The organism is Fodinicola feengrottensis, from assembly GCF_039530045.1.
Taxonomy (GTDB): Bacteria; Actinomycetota; Actinomycetes; order Mycobacteriales; family HKI-0501; genus Fodinicola; species Fodinicola feengrottensis.
The window spans coordinates 379,364-394,604 of sequence record NZ_BAAANY010000005.1 but is presented as its reverse complement, the minus strand read 5'-3'; the positions used below and the strand labels follow the sequence as shown (position 1 = coordinate 394,604).

Sequence of the window (15,241 nt, the reverse complement as noted above, 5' to 3'; positions counted from 1 at the left end):
GACATTTGTCAGCCAGGAAGCCAATCTCGACCGTCCTTTGTGGACAGTTGACGGGTCGGTTACAGCGGAATGTTCCCGTGCGCGCCGCGGCCGGCCGGCGCGGCGGCGAGCGCCTCGGCGAGCCGTCGGCGGGTGGCGGTCGGCTGTACGACCGCGTCCACGACACCGATCTCGATGGCTTGTTCGACGCCGCCGGCGGCCCGCTCCTGCTCGGCAATCAGCTTCGTACGCAACGCTTCCCGCTCTCGCATCGGTGTCGCGGCGAGCTTCTTGCGGTGCAGGATCCCGACCGCGGCCGGGGCGCCCATCACCGCGACTTCCACGTCAGGCCAGGCGAAAACGGCGGTCGCGCCGAGCGAACGCGAGTTCATCGCGATGTACGCGCCGCCGTAAGCCTTACGGGTCACCAAAGTCACCCGCGGCACGACGGCTTCGGAGAAGGCGTGCAGAAGTTTGGCGCCGCGGCGCACGACCCCGTCCCATTCCTGGCCGACGCCAGGCAGATAGCCGGGCACGTCCACGAGGACGACGAGCGGAATGCCGAGGGCGTCACACATGCGTACGAACCGGGCCGCCTTCTCCGCGGAGGTGGCGTCCAGGCAGCCGCCCAGCCGCAGCGGGTTGTTGGCGACTACCCCGACAGTACGTTTGGCGAGCCGGCCCAGACCTGTCACGATGTTCGGCGCCCACTTGCTGTGCAGCTCGATCATCGGCTCGTCCAGCACCGCGTTGGCCAGCGGTTTCACGTCGTACGCAAGATGGGACCGGGCCGGCAGCAGGGCCCGTAAATCGGCGCCGTCGACCGGCAGGTCGACCGGCGAGAAGCGGCCCGGACGGGCCAGCAGGGCGGTGAGCTCACGTGCCTTGTCGTTGGCCGCGGCCTCGGTTTCGGTGACGATGTGGACGACCCCGCTGCGCCGGCCGTGCGCCTCGGGGCCGCCGAGGTGCTCCATATCGACCTGCTCGCCGGTGACGCTCTTGACGACTTCGGGGCCGGTCACGAAAACCCGGCCCGCCGGGCCCATGATCACGATGTCGGTCAGCGCCGGCCCGTACGCGGCGCCGCCGGCCGCCGGGCCGAGCACTACGGAGATCTGCGGGACCCGGCCGGACGCGCGGATCATCGCGGCGAAGACCTCCCCGACCGCGTCGAGGGCATGGACCCCCTCGTGCAGCCGGGCGCCGCCGGAATGCCAGAGGCCGATGATCGGGACCCGCTCGCGGACCGCGAGGTCGATGGCGTCCACGATGTGCCGGCACCCCTCGGTGCCCATCGCGCCGCCCATTTTGGTGCCGTCGGTCGCGTACGCCACGACCGGGTTCCCGTCGATCAGGCCGCGCGCCGACGTGGCACCGGAAGCGTCCCGGCCGGACACCTCGACCATGGTGCCGGGATCGAACAGCGCGGCGAGCCGCACGTCCGGATCCCGGAAATCGACCTGGGCGGCCGACACCATGGTCATCGTTACGGCTCTCCTCTTACGGCTTGGTGAAAGCGAGCGCCACGTTGTGGCCGCCGAAGCCGAATGAGTTGTTGAGCGCCGCGTCGATGGTGAGCTTGCGCGGCTCGACCCGTACGACATCGAGCGAGAGCGCGTCGTCGGGGTCCTCGAGGTTCGCCGTCGCCGGGATCACCCCGTGGTGGATCGACAGGATGGTCGCGATCGACTCGACCGCGCCGGCACCGCCCAGCAGGTGGCCGAGCATTGACTTGGGCGCGGTGAGCACCACGTCGGCGCCAACCGCGGACCGGATCGACAACGTCTCGGGCATGTCGCCGACCGGCGTACTGGTCGCGTGCGCGTTCACATGCGAGATGTCCGAGCCCTTCAGCCCAGCGTCTTCGATGGCCTGCGCCATCGCGCGGGCCTGGCCTTCGCCGGACGGGTCAGGCTTGACGATGTCGTAGCCGTCGGCCGTCACACCGGCGCCAGCCAGCCGCGCGTAGATCCGCGCGCCGCGGGCGACCGCGAAGTCTTCACGTTCGAGTACGAGTGCGCCGGCGCCCTCACCGAGGACGAAGCCGTCGCGGCCCTTGTCGAACGGGCGGGACGCGCGTTCGGGCTCGTCGTTGCGGGTCGACATGGCCTGCATCTGGGCGAAGCCGGCCAGTGGCAGCGGGTGGATGACGGCCTCGGCGCCACCGGCGACGATCACGTCGTACCGGCCCGAGCGCAGCAGGTCGAGCGCGAGCGCGATCGACTCGGAGCTGGACGCGCAGGCGCTCACGGTGGAGGACACCCGGCCCTTGGCGCCGAGCTCCAGACCGACCCACGCGGCCGGACCGTTGGGCATCAGCATCGGGATGGTCCGCGGGGACACCGCCCGTACGCCCTTGGTCTCCAGGATGTCGTCCTGTTCGAGCATGCTCAGCGCGCCACCGATGCCGGTGCCGAACGCGACCGCGAGCCTGATCGGATCGACCTCGGGAGCGCCGGCGTCAGCCCACGCTTCCTGGGCGGCCACCACCGCTACCTGCTCGGAGCGATCCATCCGGCGCGCCTTCACCCTGGCCAGCTTCTCGATCGGCTCCTGCGCCAGCGAGGCGGCGATCCGGACCGGCAGCTGGGCGGCCCAGTCCTGGGTGAGCGGGCGTACGCCCGACCTCCCGGCGAGCAGGCCTTCCCAGGTGGTGGCGACGTCGCCACCGAGCGGGGTGGTGGCACCCAGCCCGGTGACGACGACTCCGATGGAGGGCACAGCCATCAGGCCTGAGCCTTGTCGATGTAGCTGACCGCGTCGCCGACCGTACGCAGGTTCTGCACGTCGTCGTCGGGGATCTTGATGTTGAACTTCTCCTCGGCGGCCACAACGACCTCGACCATGGAGAGCGAGTCGACGTCGAGGTCGTCGATGAACGCCTTGTCGTCCTGCACGTCGTCGGGGGCGACGTCGGCGATCTCCTCGAGGATCTCGGCGAGGCCGGTGCGGATCTCGTCACGCGATGCCACTTGGTGGTTCCTTTCGTGTGGTGCTGGATATTTGGGGTAGATGGCCCGGTCAAGGACTGAGAACGACCTGGCCGGCGTAGGTGAGCCCGCCGCCGAAGCCCAGCAGCAGAACCGGAGCGCCGGACGGTATCTCACCACGCTCGATCATTTTGGACAGGGCCATCGGGATCGACGCGGCGGAGGTGTTGCCCGATTCGACAATGTCCCGGGCGATCACCGCGTTGGCCGCCCCGAGCTTGCGGGCGACGGACTCGATGATCCGCAGGTTTGCCTGATGGGGCACGAAGGCGGCCAGTTCACTTGGCTGGACTCCGGCCCGCTCACAGATCTCCTTGGCGATCGGCGCGAGTCCCGTCGTCGCCCACCGAAAGACCGACTGGCCCTCCTGGTAGATGTGGTTGCGCTCGGTCATCCCGATCATCGTGCTGGGCTCGCTGCCCCAGGAAACCGGTCCGATCCCGGGCGTGTCGCTGGCGGTCACCACCGCCGCTCCAGCGCCGTCGGCGAAGATGATGCACGTCGACCGGTCCTCCCAGTCGATCACGTCGGAGAGCTTCTCCGAGCCGATCACCAGAACGTTGCGGGAGGCGCCGGCTCGGATGGCGTGGTCGGCGGCGGCCAGCGCGTACGAGAATCCCGAGCACGCCGTGTTGATATCGATCGCGGCCGGCTTGATGCCCAGCTCGATCGCGACCCGGGCGGAGGCGTTCGGGATGGGGATCAGGTCGGTGCAGCTGGCGACGATCAGCGTGTCGATGTCGGTCGGCGCGAGTCCGGCAGCGGCGAGCGCTTTCTGGGCGGCCGCCACCCCCATGCTGACCACGGTCTCTTCGGGGCCGGCGATCCGGCGGCTGACGATGCCGACCCGGTCCCGGATCCACGCGTCGTTGGTGTCCACTCGCTGCGACAGCTCGTCATTGGTCACCACCCGGGCCGGCTGGTAGTGGCCCAGGGCGACGATCCGCCCGTACGACTGCGTTTGCACAACCTGCATTCGTGTCACGCTCCTGCGGTGTTCGAGCTGGTGGAGCCGCGGTGCCGGGCCGCGAGGTCCACGGCGGCGGGCAGGTCGGCGGGGGTGTTGACGGTGACGATCTCGATGCCCTTGAGCACCCGCTTGGCGATGCCGGCGAGCGTGCCGGCCGGCGGCAGCTCGATCATCGCGGTGACGCCCAGCTCGGCGAGGGTGGCCATGCAGAGGTCCCAGCGCACCGGCGAGGTGACCTGTCGGACGAGCCGGGTCACCATCTCGGCGCCAGTCGCGACGGCTTTCCCGTCCGCGTTGGACAACAGCAGCCGGCTCGGGTCGGCGGGGGTGATGCCGCCGGCGAGCGCCTCCAGGGCCTCGCGGGCCGGCGCCATGTAGTGCGTGTGGAACGCGCCGGCGACGGCCAGCGAGCGTACGCGCGCACGCTCCGGCGGGGCCGCGGCGAGCTTCTCCAGGCCGTTCAGGGAGCCGGCGGCGACGATCTGACCGGCGCCGTTGCGGTTGGCGGCGGTCAGGCCGGCGGCCTCGATGGCGGCCAGCACGTCCGCCTCCTCGCCGCCCAGCAGCGCGGTCATCCCGGTCGGTTCGGCCTCGCAGGCGGCGGCCATCTGGCGACCTCGTACGCCGGCCAGGGCGACCGCCGTCTCGGTGGACAGGACGCCGGCCATCGCCGCCGCGCCCAGCTCACCGACGCTGTGGCCGGCGACTACCGCGGCATCGCCGACCGGCAGCGCGGCGGCGGCGACCAGCGCGGCCGCGGTGAGCAGCGGCTGGGTGGTCGCGGTGTCCTTGATCGCGTCGGCGTCCGCCTCGGTGCCCAGGTGGACGAGGTCGAGCCCGCTCAGCGCGGACATCCAGCGCAGCCGCGCGGTCGCGCGCTGGGCGCCGTCCCAACCGGACAGCCAGGGGAGCAGGAAACCGGGCTTCTGGGCCCCTTGTCCGGGCGCGACGATGGCAAGCACCCCTTAACACTGCGGGTCAACGCCCGTTCAGCTCCATGCTGAGCGGGACCAAAGGCTGGGACGCAGTTTGTAGGTGTCCTACAAGTCGGGCTCGTCGAGGCGGCCGAAAGCCAGCGCGAGTCGGAGACTGAATGCATCCCGAGGCACTGTGGGACTAAGACCACACACCTCGCCGATCCGGCGCAGCCGGTAACGAACCGTATTCGAGTGTACGAACAGGACGCGGCTCGCCGCCTCCAGCGCGCCGCCGGTGTCCAAGTACGCCGTGAGGGTGTCGATCAGCCCGCCACCGGCCGCTTCCAGTTCGGCGTACACGCTGGTCAGCTCGCGTCTGGCCGCCTCGTCGCCGGACAGCACCCGCTCGGGCAGCAGGTCCGCCGCGGCCACCGGTCGGGGCGCGGTCGGCCACGCCGGAATGGCCCGGATGCCCGCGAGCGCCGCTCTCGCCGAGGCCGGCGCGCCACCGAGGTCTTGTACGGGATGGCCAACCACGACCGGTCCGTCGCCGAATTCGCCGAGCAGCGCGCTGGCCGCCTTGAGGACGTTCTCGGAGACGCTCGAACCGCCGAACACCACAACCAGCCGTCCGCCGTGCACGCCGGCGAGGATCTCGATGCCGGCGTTGCGGCCGGCCCGCGTCACCGAGTCCAGGACCTCGTCGGCGTCGGCCTCGGGCGTACCGCCGATCGCGACCGCGACCGGCGCGATGTCCGTCCAGCCGAGCGCGGCGGCCCGGCTGTTGAGCAGGTCGGCGCTCTCGTCGCCGCCCCGCAGCAGGGTGTCGACCAGCAGGGCCTGCAACCGGGCGTCCCACGCGCCGCGCGTCTCGGCGACTCGCGCGTACACCTGCGCGGCGGCGAAGGCGACCTCGCGGCTGAAGACGAGCACGGCCTCTTTGAGCGCGCGTTCCTCGCCGGCCGCCGCGATCCACGGGACCTGCTCCTCGACGACCTCGACAGTGACCTTGACCATGGCCACCACCTGCTGCAACGTGACTGCGCGCGCGAGATAGCGGGGCGCCGCGCCAAAGACCAGCCCGGTCGCCTCCAGCGGGTCCTCGTCGGGCCGGCGGAGCCACTCGGTCAGCGCAGCTACTCCGGCCTGCGCGACCAGCGTGATCCAGGACCGCTGGTCGGCCGGCAGCGACCGGAACCACGGCAGCGTCTCGTCCATCCGGGCGACACTCTGGGTCGCGAGCGCGCCAGAGGACCGCTCGAGCTTGCGGATGGTCGCTTCCAGCGGGTGTGGCGGCGGGCGTTCGGGCACGACCCATACCCTGCCACCTATGGGACTGTGGTTCGAGGAACTAGAGGTAGGCAGGGTTGTTCATCACGCCATCAGGCGGACGGTGACCGAGACGGACAACGTGTTGTTCTCGACGCTGACGATGAACCCGCAGCCGTTGCACCTGGACGCCGAGTTCTCCGCCGGTACGGAGTTCGGCCAACGCCTGGTGAACAGCATGTTCACCGTCGGGCTGGTGGTCGGCATCGCGGTACCGGAGCTGACGCTGGGCACCACGGTGGCGAACCTAGGCTTCGGGAAGATCGACTTCCCGGCGCCGGTCTTCCACGGCGACACGCTGCGAGTCGAGACCGAGGTCGTCGAGGCCCGGGCGTCCCAGTCGCGGCCGGACGCCGGGATCGTCACTTTTGAACACCGCTCGTACAACCAGCGGGACGAGTTGGTCTGCCGGGCGCGGCGGGCCGCTCTGATGCACCGCAGGCCCGCCTCGTGAGAATGCGCAGCCTGTTCTTCGTACCTGGTGGCCGCGCCGACATGATCGCCAAGGTGCCGCGTTTCGCCCCGGACGTGGCCGTTGTCGATCTCGAGGACGCCGTACCGGTCGCGGACAAGGAGTCGGCGCGGGCGGTGGCGGTCCAGGCTTTGTCCACTTTGGACACTTCAGTGCCGATGCTGGTACGGGTCAACGCAACTGACACGCCGTGGTTTCTTGATGACGTGGCGGCTGTCGCTCCGCTTGGGCTGGCCGGTCTGGTGTTGCCGAAGCTGGAACGTCCTGCTGACTTGGAAATGCTCCGATCGGCGCTTTCGTCGGCTGGATGGGAGCCGTCGGTTGTGGTCGCTGGGTTGGAAACCGCTCTCGGTGTTGCCGATGCCCGGGTTTTGATTGCTCCGCCGGTTACTGCTGTGTTTTTTGGTGCCGAGGACTATTCGGTCGATATGGCTGGGCGGCGTACGGCTGGCGGGTTGGAGGTCTTGTACGCCCGCAGCCAGGTTGTGTTGGCCGCTCGGCTCGCCGGGGTGCCGGCTGTTGATCAGATTGTCGCGTCCGTACGTGACTCGGATGCCTTCCTGGCTGACGCTGCGGTGGGGCGGGATCTCGGGTATGCGGGGAAACTGTGTATCCATCCAAGCCAGGTTTCTCTCGCCCATTCTGTTTTTACGCCTTCTGAGGCGGATGTTGCGCATGCTCGCGCTGTCCTGGAGGCGCATCGGGCTGCTGCGGTTGGTGGCTCCGGTGCCGCTGTTGTTGACGGCCAGATGATCGATGAACCGCACGTACGCTTGGCGACGGCGACGCTTCAGGCCGCGGGGGAGTAGCGCGGGCTCGAAGGTCAAGACCTTGCCCTTCGGGCGGAGCCTCAAGGATGACTGGGTTTGGCGAGGCGTGTTGCGTAGGTGGGTAGTTGGCGTCTGGTTCGTTCTCCCTGTCGGCGCCTGAGGGCTAGCACGTTTCTGGGCCGGGCGGCGGAGCTTGGGTGCGTGGTGGCGTTGTGTTTGCCGCCACCCGGCCCAGAAACGTGCCAGGGCTGTGCCCGCCGACGGGGAGAACGAACCAGTCGCCACTTTTGTCAGAGCCTCGGTGTTCGCTCGATTTCGGGGGCGCTTTTTCGTGGGGCTGGAGTGACTCGTGTGACTTCGGGGCGAGATTGTCCAGATGGTGGGACGCGTCTCCCGGCCTGTGGCATTTTATCTGGTCAGGTACATTCCATGGTTACCAGAGTGGCTAATGTGACCAATTCCTACGGCCGGTCACCGGATTTGGGTACATGTCCGCCCACCTATGTCCGATTGTAACTTTGCTGCCCTCCTGAATTGATCCAGAAGGCCAACAGCGTCCCAATCGGACATACCCACGGCAGGTATCCGCGCTCAAACCAGTGACGGAGCGTAAGGTGCGGAAAGCCGCCGAGTTGGGGTGCCTGGGGTTGCTTTTGAACAAGCAGACCAGCCACCCACCTACGCACCAATAGACCGCAGATCCAGTTCTTCCTTGAGGCTCCGCCCGAAGGGCAGGTCTTGACCTTGACCTTTCGCGCACGCAAGCCAGTCTGCAAGAGGTGTCGAGTTTTTGCGTAGAGGACGGTAGGCTCGATGACGTGACGAGGCTTTCGGCGGTGGCGAAGTATGCGGGCGTGTCGGAGGCGACGGTTAGTCGGGTGCTGAACGGCAAGCCTGGGGTCGCCCAGGTGACGCGGGAGTCGGTGCTGACGGCGCTGGATGTGTTCGGGTTCGTACGGCCGCAGCCGTTGCGTCGGGAGGGCGGACGGCTGATCGGCTTGGTGTTGCCTGACCTGCAGAATCCGATTTTTCCGGCGTTTGCCGAGGTTGTCGGGGTGGCGCTGATCCAGCGAGGGCTCGTGCCGGTGCTGTGCACCCGTACGTCCGACAGTGTGTCCGAGGCGAACTACATCGAGATGCTGCTTGCCCAACGTGTTGGCGGCATCATTTTTGTCGGCAGCAGCTACGCCGACGCCGGTGCCGAGCAGGGCCGCCAGCTCACCGCACGAAAGTTGCCGATCGTGCTGGTCAACGCTGCAGACGAGAACCTGGACGTGCCGCGGGTGAGTGTCGACGACGCCGGTGCCGCGCGGCAGGCGTTTGAGCACTTGGCGGGTCTGGGGCACCGGAACATCGGGTTGATTCTCGGCCCGACCGGGCACCTTCCCTCGGTCCGCAAGCTGGCCGGTTTTGTCGAGTTCTGCCAGGCCAGCGGCGTGCCGGCGGACAACGGGCTGGTTGATCACACGGCGTTCACGGTGGAGGGCGGGCGTGGCGCGGCGAACCGGCTGATCGCGGCGGGCGCGACCGCGCTGGTGTGTGCCAGTGACGCGCTTGCGCTCGGGGCGATCCGGGCCGCGCGCCGGCGCGGCCACGACGTGCCTCGGGACATTTCGGTCATCGGGTTTGACGATTCGATGTTCATGGCGGTCACCGATCCGCCGCTGACGACCCTGCGCCAGCCCGTCCGGGCGATCGCGGCGGCCGCCGTGACGTCGCTGATGTCGCAGCTCAACGGGGACGTGGTCAACCGCAACGAGGTGTTGTTCGAGGCGGAGCTGGTGGTCCGCGGAACGATCGGACCTTGCCGGTTGCGTCCCGAAGTTGCATAGTTACGCAAGCTTCTGACGATCGATTCTCAAATTTTTGCGTTGGAACGATAGACGTAGCCTCGATTGCTGTCCTATCCTGCTCGCACACCGCGGTCGTAACCTCCCAGCGATCTGGACGCAATACGCAGTCAACAAACGCCGACACGTAGCGCCGGCGGACTCCCTGGTCACTTGTTGCCCTGGCGTGTGCGCATGAAGGGGACCGGAGTCCATGAAAAACGGCATACAACGCAAAATCGCGGTCGTACTGGCAGGTGCCGCGATCACCCTGACAGGGGCCTGCGACGCCGGCCAGCCGGCCGCGGACGGGATCGTGACGATCACCGTCAACGGCCTTCCGCCGAGCACCGACCCGCTCAACCGCGCGAACTTCCAGGCCGACCTCAAGACATTCCAGGCCCAGCACCGCGATATCAGGATCATCGCGCACGAAGGTTTCATGGATCCCCAGACGTTCGCTGCGAAGCTCGCTGGTGGGCAGCTGGAGGACGTCTTTTACGTCTATTTCACCGACACCCAGTCTGTGATCGCCAAGCACCAGGCCAGCGACATCACGTCGGAGTTGGCCGGCATACCGGCGGTCAAGGACATAAAACCGCAGCTGATGAAGGTCTTTTCGGACTCTGCCGGCAAAGTTTACGGCCTGCCTTCGGCCAATTACTCTCTCGGACTGATTTACAACCGTATGTTGTTCAGCAAGGCTGGTCTTGATCCGAACAAGCCGCCGACCAGTTGGGCGGACGTACGCGCCGACGCCAAGCGGATCTCGGCGCTCGGCGGCGGGGTGAACGGATATGGCGACTACAGTAAGTCAAACACCGGCGGCTGGCATTTCACCGCTGAGCTCTATTCAGTGGGCGGTGAGCTCGCGGTCCAACAGGGCGGAGTATGGAAAGCGGCGTTCAACAATGACAGAGGCCGTCAGGTTCTCCAACAACTGCACGACATGCGTTTTACCGACAACAGCATGGGGGAGCGCCAGCTGCTGCAGTATGCCGACCTCCTGCAGGCGATGGCGGCGGGAAAACTCGGGATGTACGTGGGATCGGCCGACAACATTCCCACCATTGTCGACCAATACAAGGGAACGTACACAAATTACGGGTTGGGTTCCATTCCCGGCGGTCAGGCCACCCTCGGCGGTGGTGATGGCTACATGTTCAAGGCGGGCCTCAGTCCTGCGCAGATCAAGGCTGGCCTCGCCTGGCTGAGTTTCAAGACGGTAAACCCGGACCGCATCGCTTCGGACAACCAGAAAGCGGCTGCGAAGGGGCGGCCGGTCGGGCTGCCTGAACCGAACATCTGGACCGGAGCGTCCGAACGTAAACTCCTGGACGCCACCAAAAAGTACGCCACTGTGCCAACCCAGAACTTCGCGCCCTTTGTGGCCGGCAACGCCACCGTGACCCTCCGGCTGGAACCGCCAGATGCGCAGCAGGTCTACGCCGTGCTCGACACCGCGATGCAGAAGGTGCTCACCGATCCGAATGCGGACATCACCCAACTTCTGAATACCGCCGAAACGCAGGTCAACCAGATTCTCGCCACCGTCAAGTGACCGGCGGCCGGCAGTGCAGAGGAGGTCGAAATGGTGTTACAGGCACCGGACATCGTTGAGAAACCGGTGACAGCTCGCATGACGACCGTTCCGCGCGGTTCCGTTCGCAACCGTACGCGGCTGCGTCGCAAGCTCGCCGACAACGCGCAGGCGTACGTCTTCCTCGCCGCCGGCCTGCTGTGCTTTGCTTTGTTCTCCTGGTATCCGCTGGTCAAAGGCATTGTTCTGAGCTTTCAGCAGGACAATTTCGTGACCGCTCCCAGCTGGGTCGGCCTGGACAACTATCGGGCCGTCCTGGCCGACCCGCTGTTCGCCACGGCGTGGATCAACACGCTGGAGTTCACCGGCCTCGCCTTGCTGTTCGGCTATGCGGTGCCTTTTGTGGTGGCCCTGGTCATCAACGAGTTCCGGCACGCCAAGGGGCTCTTCCGGATCGCCGTCTACCTGCCGGCGATGCTCCCGCCCATTGTCAGCGTGCTGCTCTGGAGATATTTCTACGACCCGGGATCGGGTCTGTTCAACGCGATTCTCTCGTTCGTGCACCTGCCGCCCGGGGGCTGGACCCAGTCGCCGCGAATGGCGATGATCTGCCTGGTCCTGGTCTCCACGTGGTCCAACATGGGTGGTGCCACGATCATGTACCTGGCGGGCTTGGCGAATATTCCCGCCGAGCTTTACGACGCCGTCGAGCTCGATGGTGCGTCGATCTGGCAGCGGATCAGGCACGTGACGATCCCGCAGATGCGGTTTGTGCTACTTGTCCTGCTGCTCCTGCAGATCGTTTCCACCATGCAGGTCTTCATCGAGCCGTACCAGCTCACCGGCACGACCAATCCGGCCACCATCACCGTGATGATCCTGATCTACCGGTACGCCTTCACGGTCAACAACGACTTCGGCATGGCGGCCGCGATGAGCGTGCTGCTTTTCCTCGTACTGGCCGGATTCTCCGCCCTCTACCTGCGCCTGACGAGTCGGCCGGAGTAAGGAGCCCGATATGAGTACGACCGCCCGTACGCTGATCTCTGACGCCGACCTGCGCCGACGTCACGGAAAACTGGTCTATCGCCTCGGTTTTGCCGGAATGGCGATTCTATTCGTGCTGATTTTTGTGTTCCCGCTTTACTGGATGTTCGTCAGCGCGGTCAAGACACCGGTCGAACTGGCCCAGCCCACCCCGACCCTGATCCCGCATGAGTGGCATTTTGAGACTTTCCTCGTCGCGTGGCAAAAACTGGAGATCGGTCACTTCATGCTGAACACCGCCCTCTACGCGGTCGGCGGCTGGCTGATCCAGTTGACCGTCGACGTGGCGGCGGCGTACGCGTTGTCCAAGCTGCGTCCGTTGTTCGGAAACGTGATTCTCGCTGCCATGCTCGCGTCGTTGATGCTGCCGGCGGCAGCCCTGCTGGTGCCGGCGTACCTGACGGTCGCCAACGTGCCGATCATCGGCGTGAACCTGCTCAACACGCCATGGGCGCTGTGGCTGCCGGCAGCCGCGAATGCCTTCAACGTCTACATTCTCAAACGTTTTTTCGACCAGATCCCCAACGACCTGCTGGACTCGGCCAGTATCGACGGCGCCGGCCGGTTCCGGATGCTCTGGAACATCGTCCTGCCGCTTTCCCGGCCGGTTCTCGCGGTGGTCTCGATTTTTGCGATCATCGCGTCCTGGAAGGATTTCCTCTGGCCGCTGCTGGTGCTGCAGGATCCTCAGTCGCAGACCATCAGCGTCGCGCTCAGCCGGCTCTCGTTTGCCAGCTATGTCACCCAGAACGAGATGTTCGCCGGTCTCGCGCTCGCCAGTATCCCGCTGATCGTCGTCTTCCTGATCTTCCAGCGCAGCATTCTCAGCGGACTGTCGGCCGGCGCGCTCAAGGGATAAAAACCGTCCCATCACAGGCAAGGAGTCAGCAATGAAGCCCCATCGCTCAACTCCAGCTCTGCTCGTCGCCGGCTTGGCGGCTGTCGTCGCCCTTGCGGGCGCAGTCCAGCCATCCGCGGCGGCAGCTGCCACCACCACGTACGAAGCCGAATCGGCCAGCCTGTCCGGCGGTGCGGCCGTGGCCACCGACCACACCGGCTACACCGGCAGCGGTTTCGTCGGTGGCTACACCGATACGAACAAAGGCAACGCCACCACCAGTTTCGCCGTCAGTTCGTCATCCGCCTCGATGGCCTCGGTGGCACTCCGGTACGCGAACGGCACCGGCGTGAACATGACGCTCTCGCTTTATGTGAACGGCACAAAACAGCAGCAGATCAGCCTGTCCTCGCCGGGGGATTGGAACACCTGGGGCACCGAAACCGAGTCGGTCTCCCTCAACGGCGGCAATAACACGATCGCGTACAAATTCGACAGCACCGACTCGGGAAATGTCAACCTGGACAATCTCACTGTCACCCCGACCACTCCACCTGGCACGGGCCCGACGTACGACCTGGAGACCGCTTTTGTCTCTGGGGGACCGTCGGTCGCGGCAACCACCGGCGGATTCACCGGAACCGGGTATGTCACCGGTTTTACCGGGGTCGGCGCACGGGCGATCGAAACCGTGAACGCGCCGGCGGCCGGCGCGTACACCGCGACCCTGCGTTTTGCGAACGGCACCGGTGCCACCAAGACGCTCAGTGTCTATCTCAACGGCCTCAAAACCGGCCAGCTGTCCCTGCCTGCTGGCAGTGGTTGGCTGACTGTCGACCAAAACGTGTCCTTGCGAGCCGGTCTCAACCTGATCGGCTATCAGTACGATTCGGGCGACAGCGGCAATGTCTCGCTCGACAACGTCACCGTCGCCGGGTCAGCGGCGCTGGCCAATCGCGGCGCGACCGTGCCATACACCGAGTACGAAGCCGAGTCCGGCAGCACAAACGCCTCGGTCATCGGACCGGACCGTACCTATCTCACCCTTGCCTCGGAGTCCTCTGGCCGGCGTGCCGTCCAGCTCAGCAGCACCGGTCAGTACGTGCAGTTCACTCTCACCAAACCGACGAACTCGATAGTGTTGCGCTATGCCATTCCGGATAACGCGGCTGGTACTGGCATCACCGCCCCACTCGCGCTTTACGCCAACGGAAACAAAATTCAGGACCTGAGCCTGAGCTCGACGTACAGTTGGGTCTACGGCGCCTATCCGTACAACAACGATCCGGCCGGCGGCTCGGGTCACCATTTCTACGACGAAATTCGGGCTCAGATTGGCAGCTGGCCAGCCGGTACGGTCCTGAAGCTGCAAAAGGACGCCAGTTCCACAGCCTCCTACTACGCGATCGATCTCATCGACACCGAACAGGTCGCGGCGGCCCTCGCGATGCCGGCGAACTACCTTTCGATCACCTCGTACGGCGCGGTCGCCAACGACTCCGGTGACGACACTTCGGCGATCAACTCGGCCATCTCGGCCGCCCAGTCGCAGGGCAAGGGTGTGTGGATTCCGGCCGGAACCTTCATCACGACCAGCCGCTTTAACGTATCGGGCGTCAGCATTCGCGGCGCCGGCCCGTGGTACTCGACACTGCGAGGAACAAACGGGAAAGGCGGTTTCTACGGCACCGGCGGAAATGTACAGCTCGCCGATTTCACCTTCGCTGGGGACGTACGCTATCGCGACGACCAGAATTTCGACAGCGCGCTCGATGGGACCTTCGGCGCTGGCTCGCTGGTTTTCAACGTCTGGATAGAACATGTCAAGGTCGGTATGTGGATCGACTCGGGCACCAGCGGGTTTTACGCGGCCGGCGTACGGATCCGGGACACCTTCGCCGACGGAGTGAACATTCACGCGAATGTCAGCAACATCAGGGTGGATCAGAGTGTCACCCGCAACACCGGTGACGACGCGTTGGCGATGTTCTCCGAAGGATCCGCGGTCACCAACAGTGCCTACACATACGACACCGCCACCCTGCCGCTGCTGGCGAACACCGTCGGAATTTATGGCGGCGATGGAAACCGGGTCGAGGACTGTCTGCTCTCGGACACGGTGAACGCGAGTGCCGGTATCGCGATCAGCACCCGGTTCGGCCCGGTTCCTTTCAGCGGTACGACCTCCGTCCAGCGCAACACCCTGACGCGTACCGGTGGATACGAGCCGAACTGGGCGGCCCAGCTCGGTGCCCTGTGGATTTACGCCGACACCGCGGACATCACCGCGCCGGTTCTGGTCAAAGACCTGTCTATTGTGGACAGTCGCTACCAGGGGATCCTGCTCAGCTTCCAAAAGACCATCAGCAATCTCAGTCTCGACCACGTGGCGGTCAACGGCGCCGGTACGTACGGTATCGAGCTCAACGCCGCCGGCAGCGCCACCGTGTCCTATGTGACGGTCACCGGCGCGGCCAGTGGCGGGCTCAACAACCTGACCGGCTACACCCTCATCCGCGGCGCTGGCAACAGTGGCTTCTGACCAACGAAAGCAGGCACC

13 protein-coding genes are annotated in these 15,241 nt (G+C 66.0%); 7 read left to right on the top strand and 6 right to left on the bottom strand.

Annotated features, from left to right (window positions below):
* Positions 1-59: 59 nt before the first annotated feature.
* The 6 genes from ABD301_RS08025 to ABD301_RS08000 form a co-directional block, all read right to left on the bottom strand.
* A complete protein-coding gene (locus tag ABD301_RS08025; protein ID WP_344308547.1) occupies positions 60-1,463 on the bottom strand; it encodes an acyl-CoA carboxylase subunit beta in 1,404 nt (467 codons plus the stop codon).
* Between the two features lie 16 nt (positions 1,464-1,479).
* A complete protein-coding gene (locus tag ABD301_RS08020) occupies positions 1,480-2,706 on the bottom strand; it encodes a beta-ketoacyl-[acyl-carrier-protein] synthase family protein (protein WP_344308545.1) in 1,227 nt (408 codons plus the stop codon).
* Entirely contained in the window at positions 2,706-2,951 is a 246-nt protein-coding gene (locus ABD301_RS08015) for an acyl carrier protein (RefSeq protein ID WP_163566578.1), read from the bottom strand. The genes ABD301_RS08020 and ABD301_RS08015 overlap by 1 nt, the downstream gene beginning before the upstream one ends.
* Before the next feature lie 49 nt (positions 2,952-3,000).
* Positions 3,001-3,945, bottom strand: coding sequence for a beta-ketoacyl-ACP synthase III (locus ABD301_RS08010; protein WP_344308542.1), 945 nt, complete (start codon positions 3,943-3,945; stop codon positions 3,001-3,003).
* A gap of 5 nt (positions 3,946-3,950) precedes the next feature.
* Positions 3,951-4,901 carry an ACP S-malonyltransferase gene (locus ABD301_RS08005; RefSeq protein WP_344308540.1) on the bottom strand — a complete coding sequence of 317 codons (951 nt, stop codon included), beginning with the start codon at positions 4,899-4,901 and terminating at the stop codon, positions 3,951-3,953.
* A gap of 78 nt (positions 4,902-4,979) precedes the next feature.
* A complete protein-coding gene (locus ABD301_RS08000; protein ID WP_344308539.1) occupies positions 4,980-6,167 on the bottom strand; it encodes a PucR family transcriptional regulator in 1,188 nt (395 codons plus the stop codon).
* Positions 6,168-6,186: 19 nt separating this feature from the next.
* Between ABD301_RS08000 and ABD301_RS07995 the strand changes: the two genes are divergently transcribed.
* From ABD301_RS07995 to ABD301_RS07965, 7 genes are all read left to right on the top strand, one after another.
* The gene (locus tag ABD301_RS07995; RefSeq protein ID WP_344308538.1) at positions 6,187-6,639 is read left to right on the top strand and encodes a MaoC family dehydratase; all 453 of its coding nucleotides are present in this window, start codon (positions 6,187-6,189) and stop codon (positions 6,637-6,639) included.
* Between the two features lie 2 nt (positions 6,640-6,641).
* Positions 6,642-7,466: an HpcH/HpaI aldolase/citrate lyase family protein gene (locus tag ABD301_RS07990; protein ID WP_344308537.1), complete on the top strand. Its 825-nt coding sequence runs from the start codon at positions 6,642-6,644 to the stop codon at positions 7,464-7,466.
* Between the two features lie 779 nt (positions 7,467-8,245).
* Positions 8,246-9,259: a LacI family DNA-binding transcriptional regulator gene (locus ABD301_RS07985; protein ID WP_344308535.1), complete on the top strand. Its 1,014-nt coding sequence runs from the start codon at positions 8,246-8,248 to the stop codon at positions 9,257-9,259.
* A gap of 211 nt (positions 9,260-9,470) precedes the next feature.
* Positions 9,471-10,817: an ABC transporter substrate-binding protein gene (locus ABD301_RS07980; protein WP_344308533.1), complete on the top strand. Its 1,347-nt coding sequence runs from the start codon at positions 9,471-9,473 to the stop codon at positions 10,815-10,817.
* Positions 10,818-10,847: 30 nt separating this feature from the next.
* Complete coding sequence (locus ABD301_RS07975) at positions 10,848-11,804, top strand: carbohydrate ABC transporter permease (protein WP_344308531.1); 957 nt, start codon at positions 10,848-10,850, stop codon at positions 11,802-11,804.
* 10 nt (positions 11,805-11,814) lie between these two features.
* A complete protein-coding gene (locus ABD301_RS07970) occupies positions 11,815-12,702 on the top strand; it encodes a carbohydrate ABC transporter permease (protein WP_163566582.1) in 888 nt (295 codons plus the stop codon).
* A gap of 31 nt (positions 12,703-12,733) precedes the next feature.
* Positions 12,734-15,223, top strand: a complete 2,490-nt coding sequence (locus ABD301_RS07965) for a CBM35 domain-containing protein (RefSeq protein ID WP_163566583.1) — start codon at positions 12,734-12,736, stop codon at positions 15,221-15,223.
* Positions 15,224-15,241: the final 18 nt, after the last annotated feature.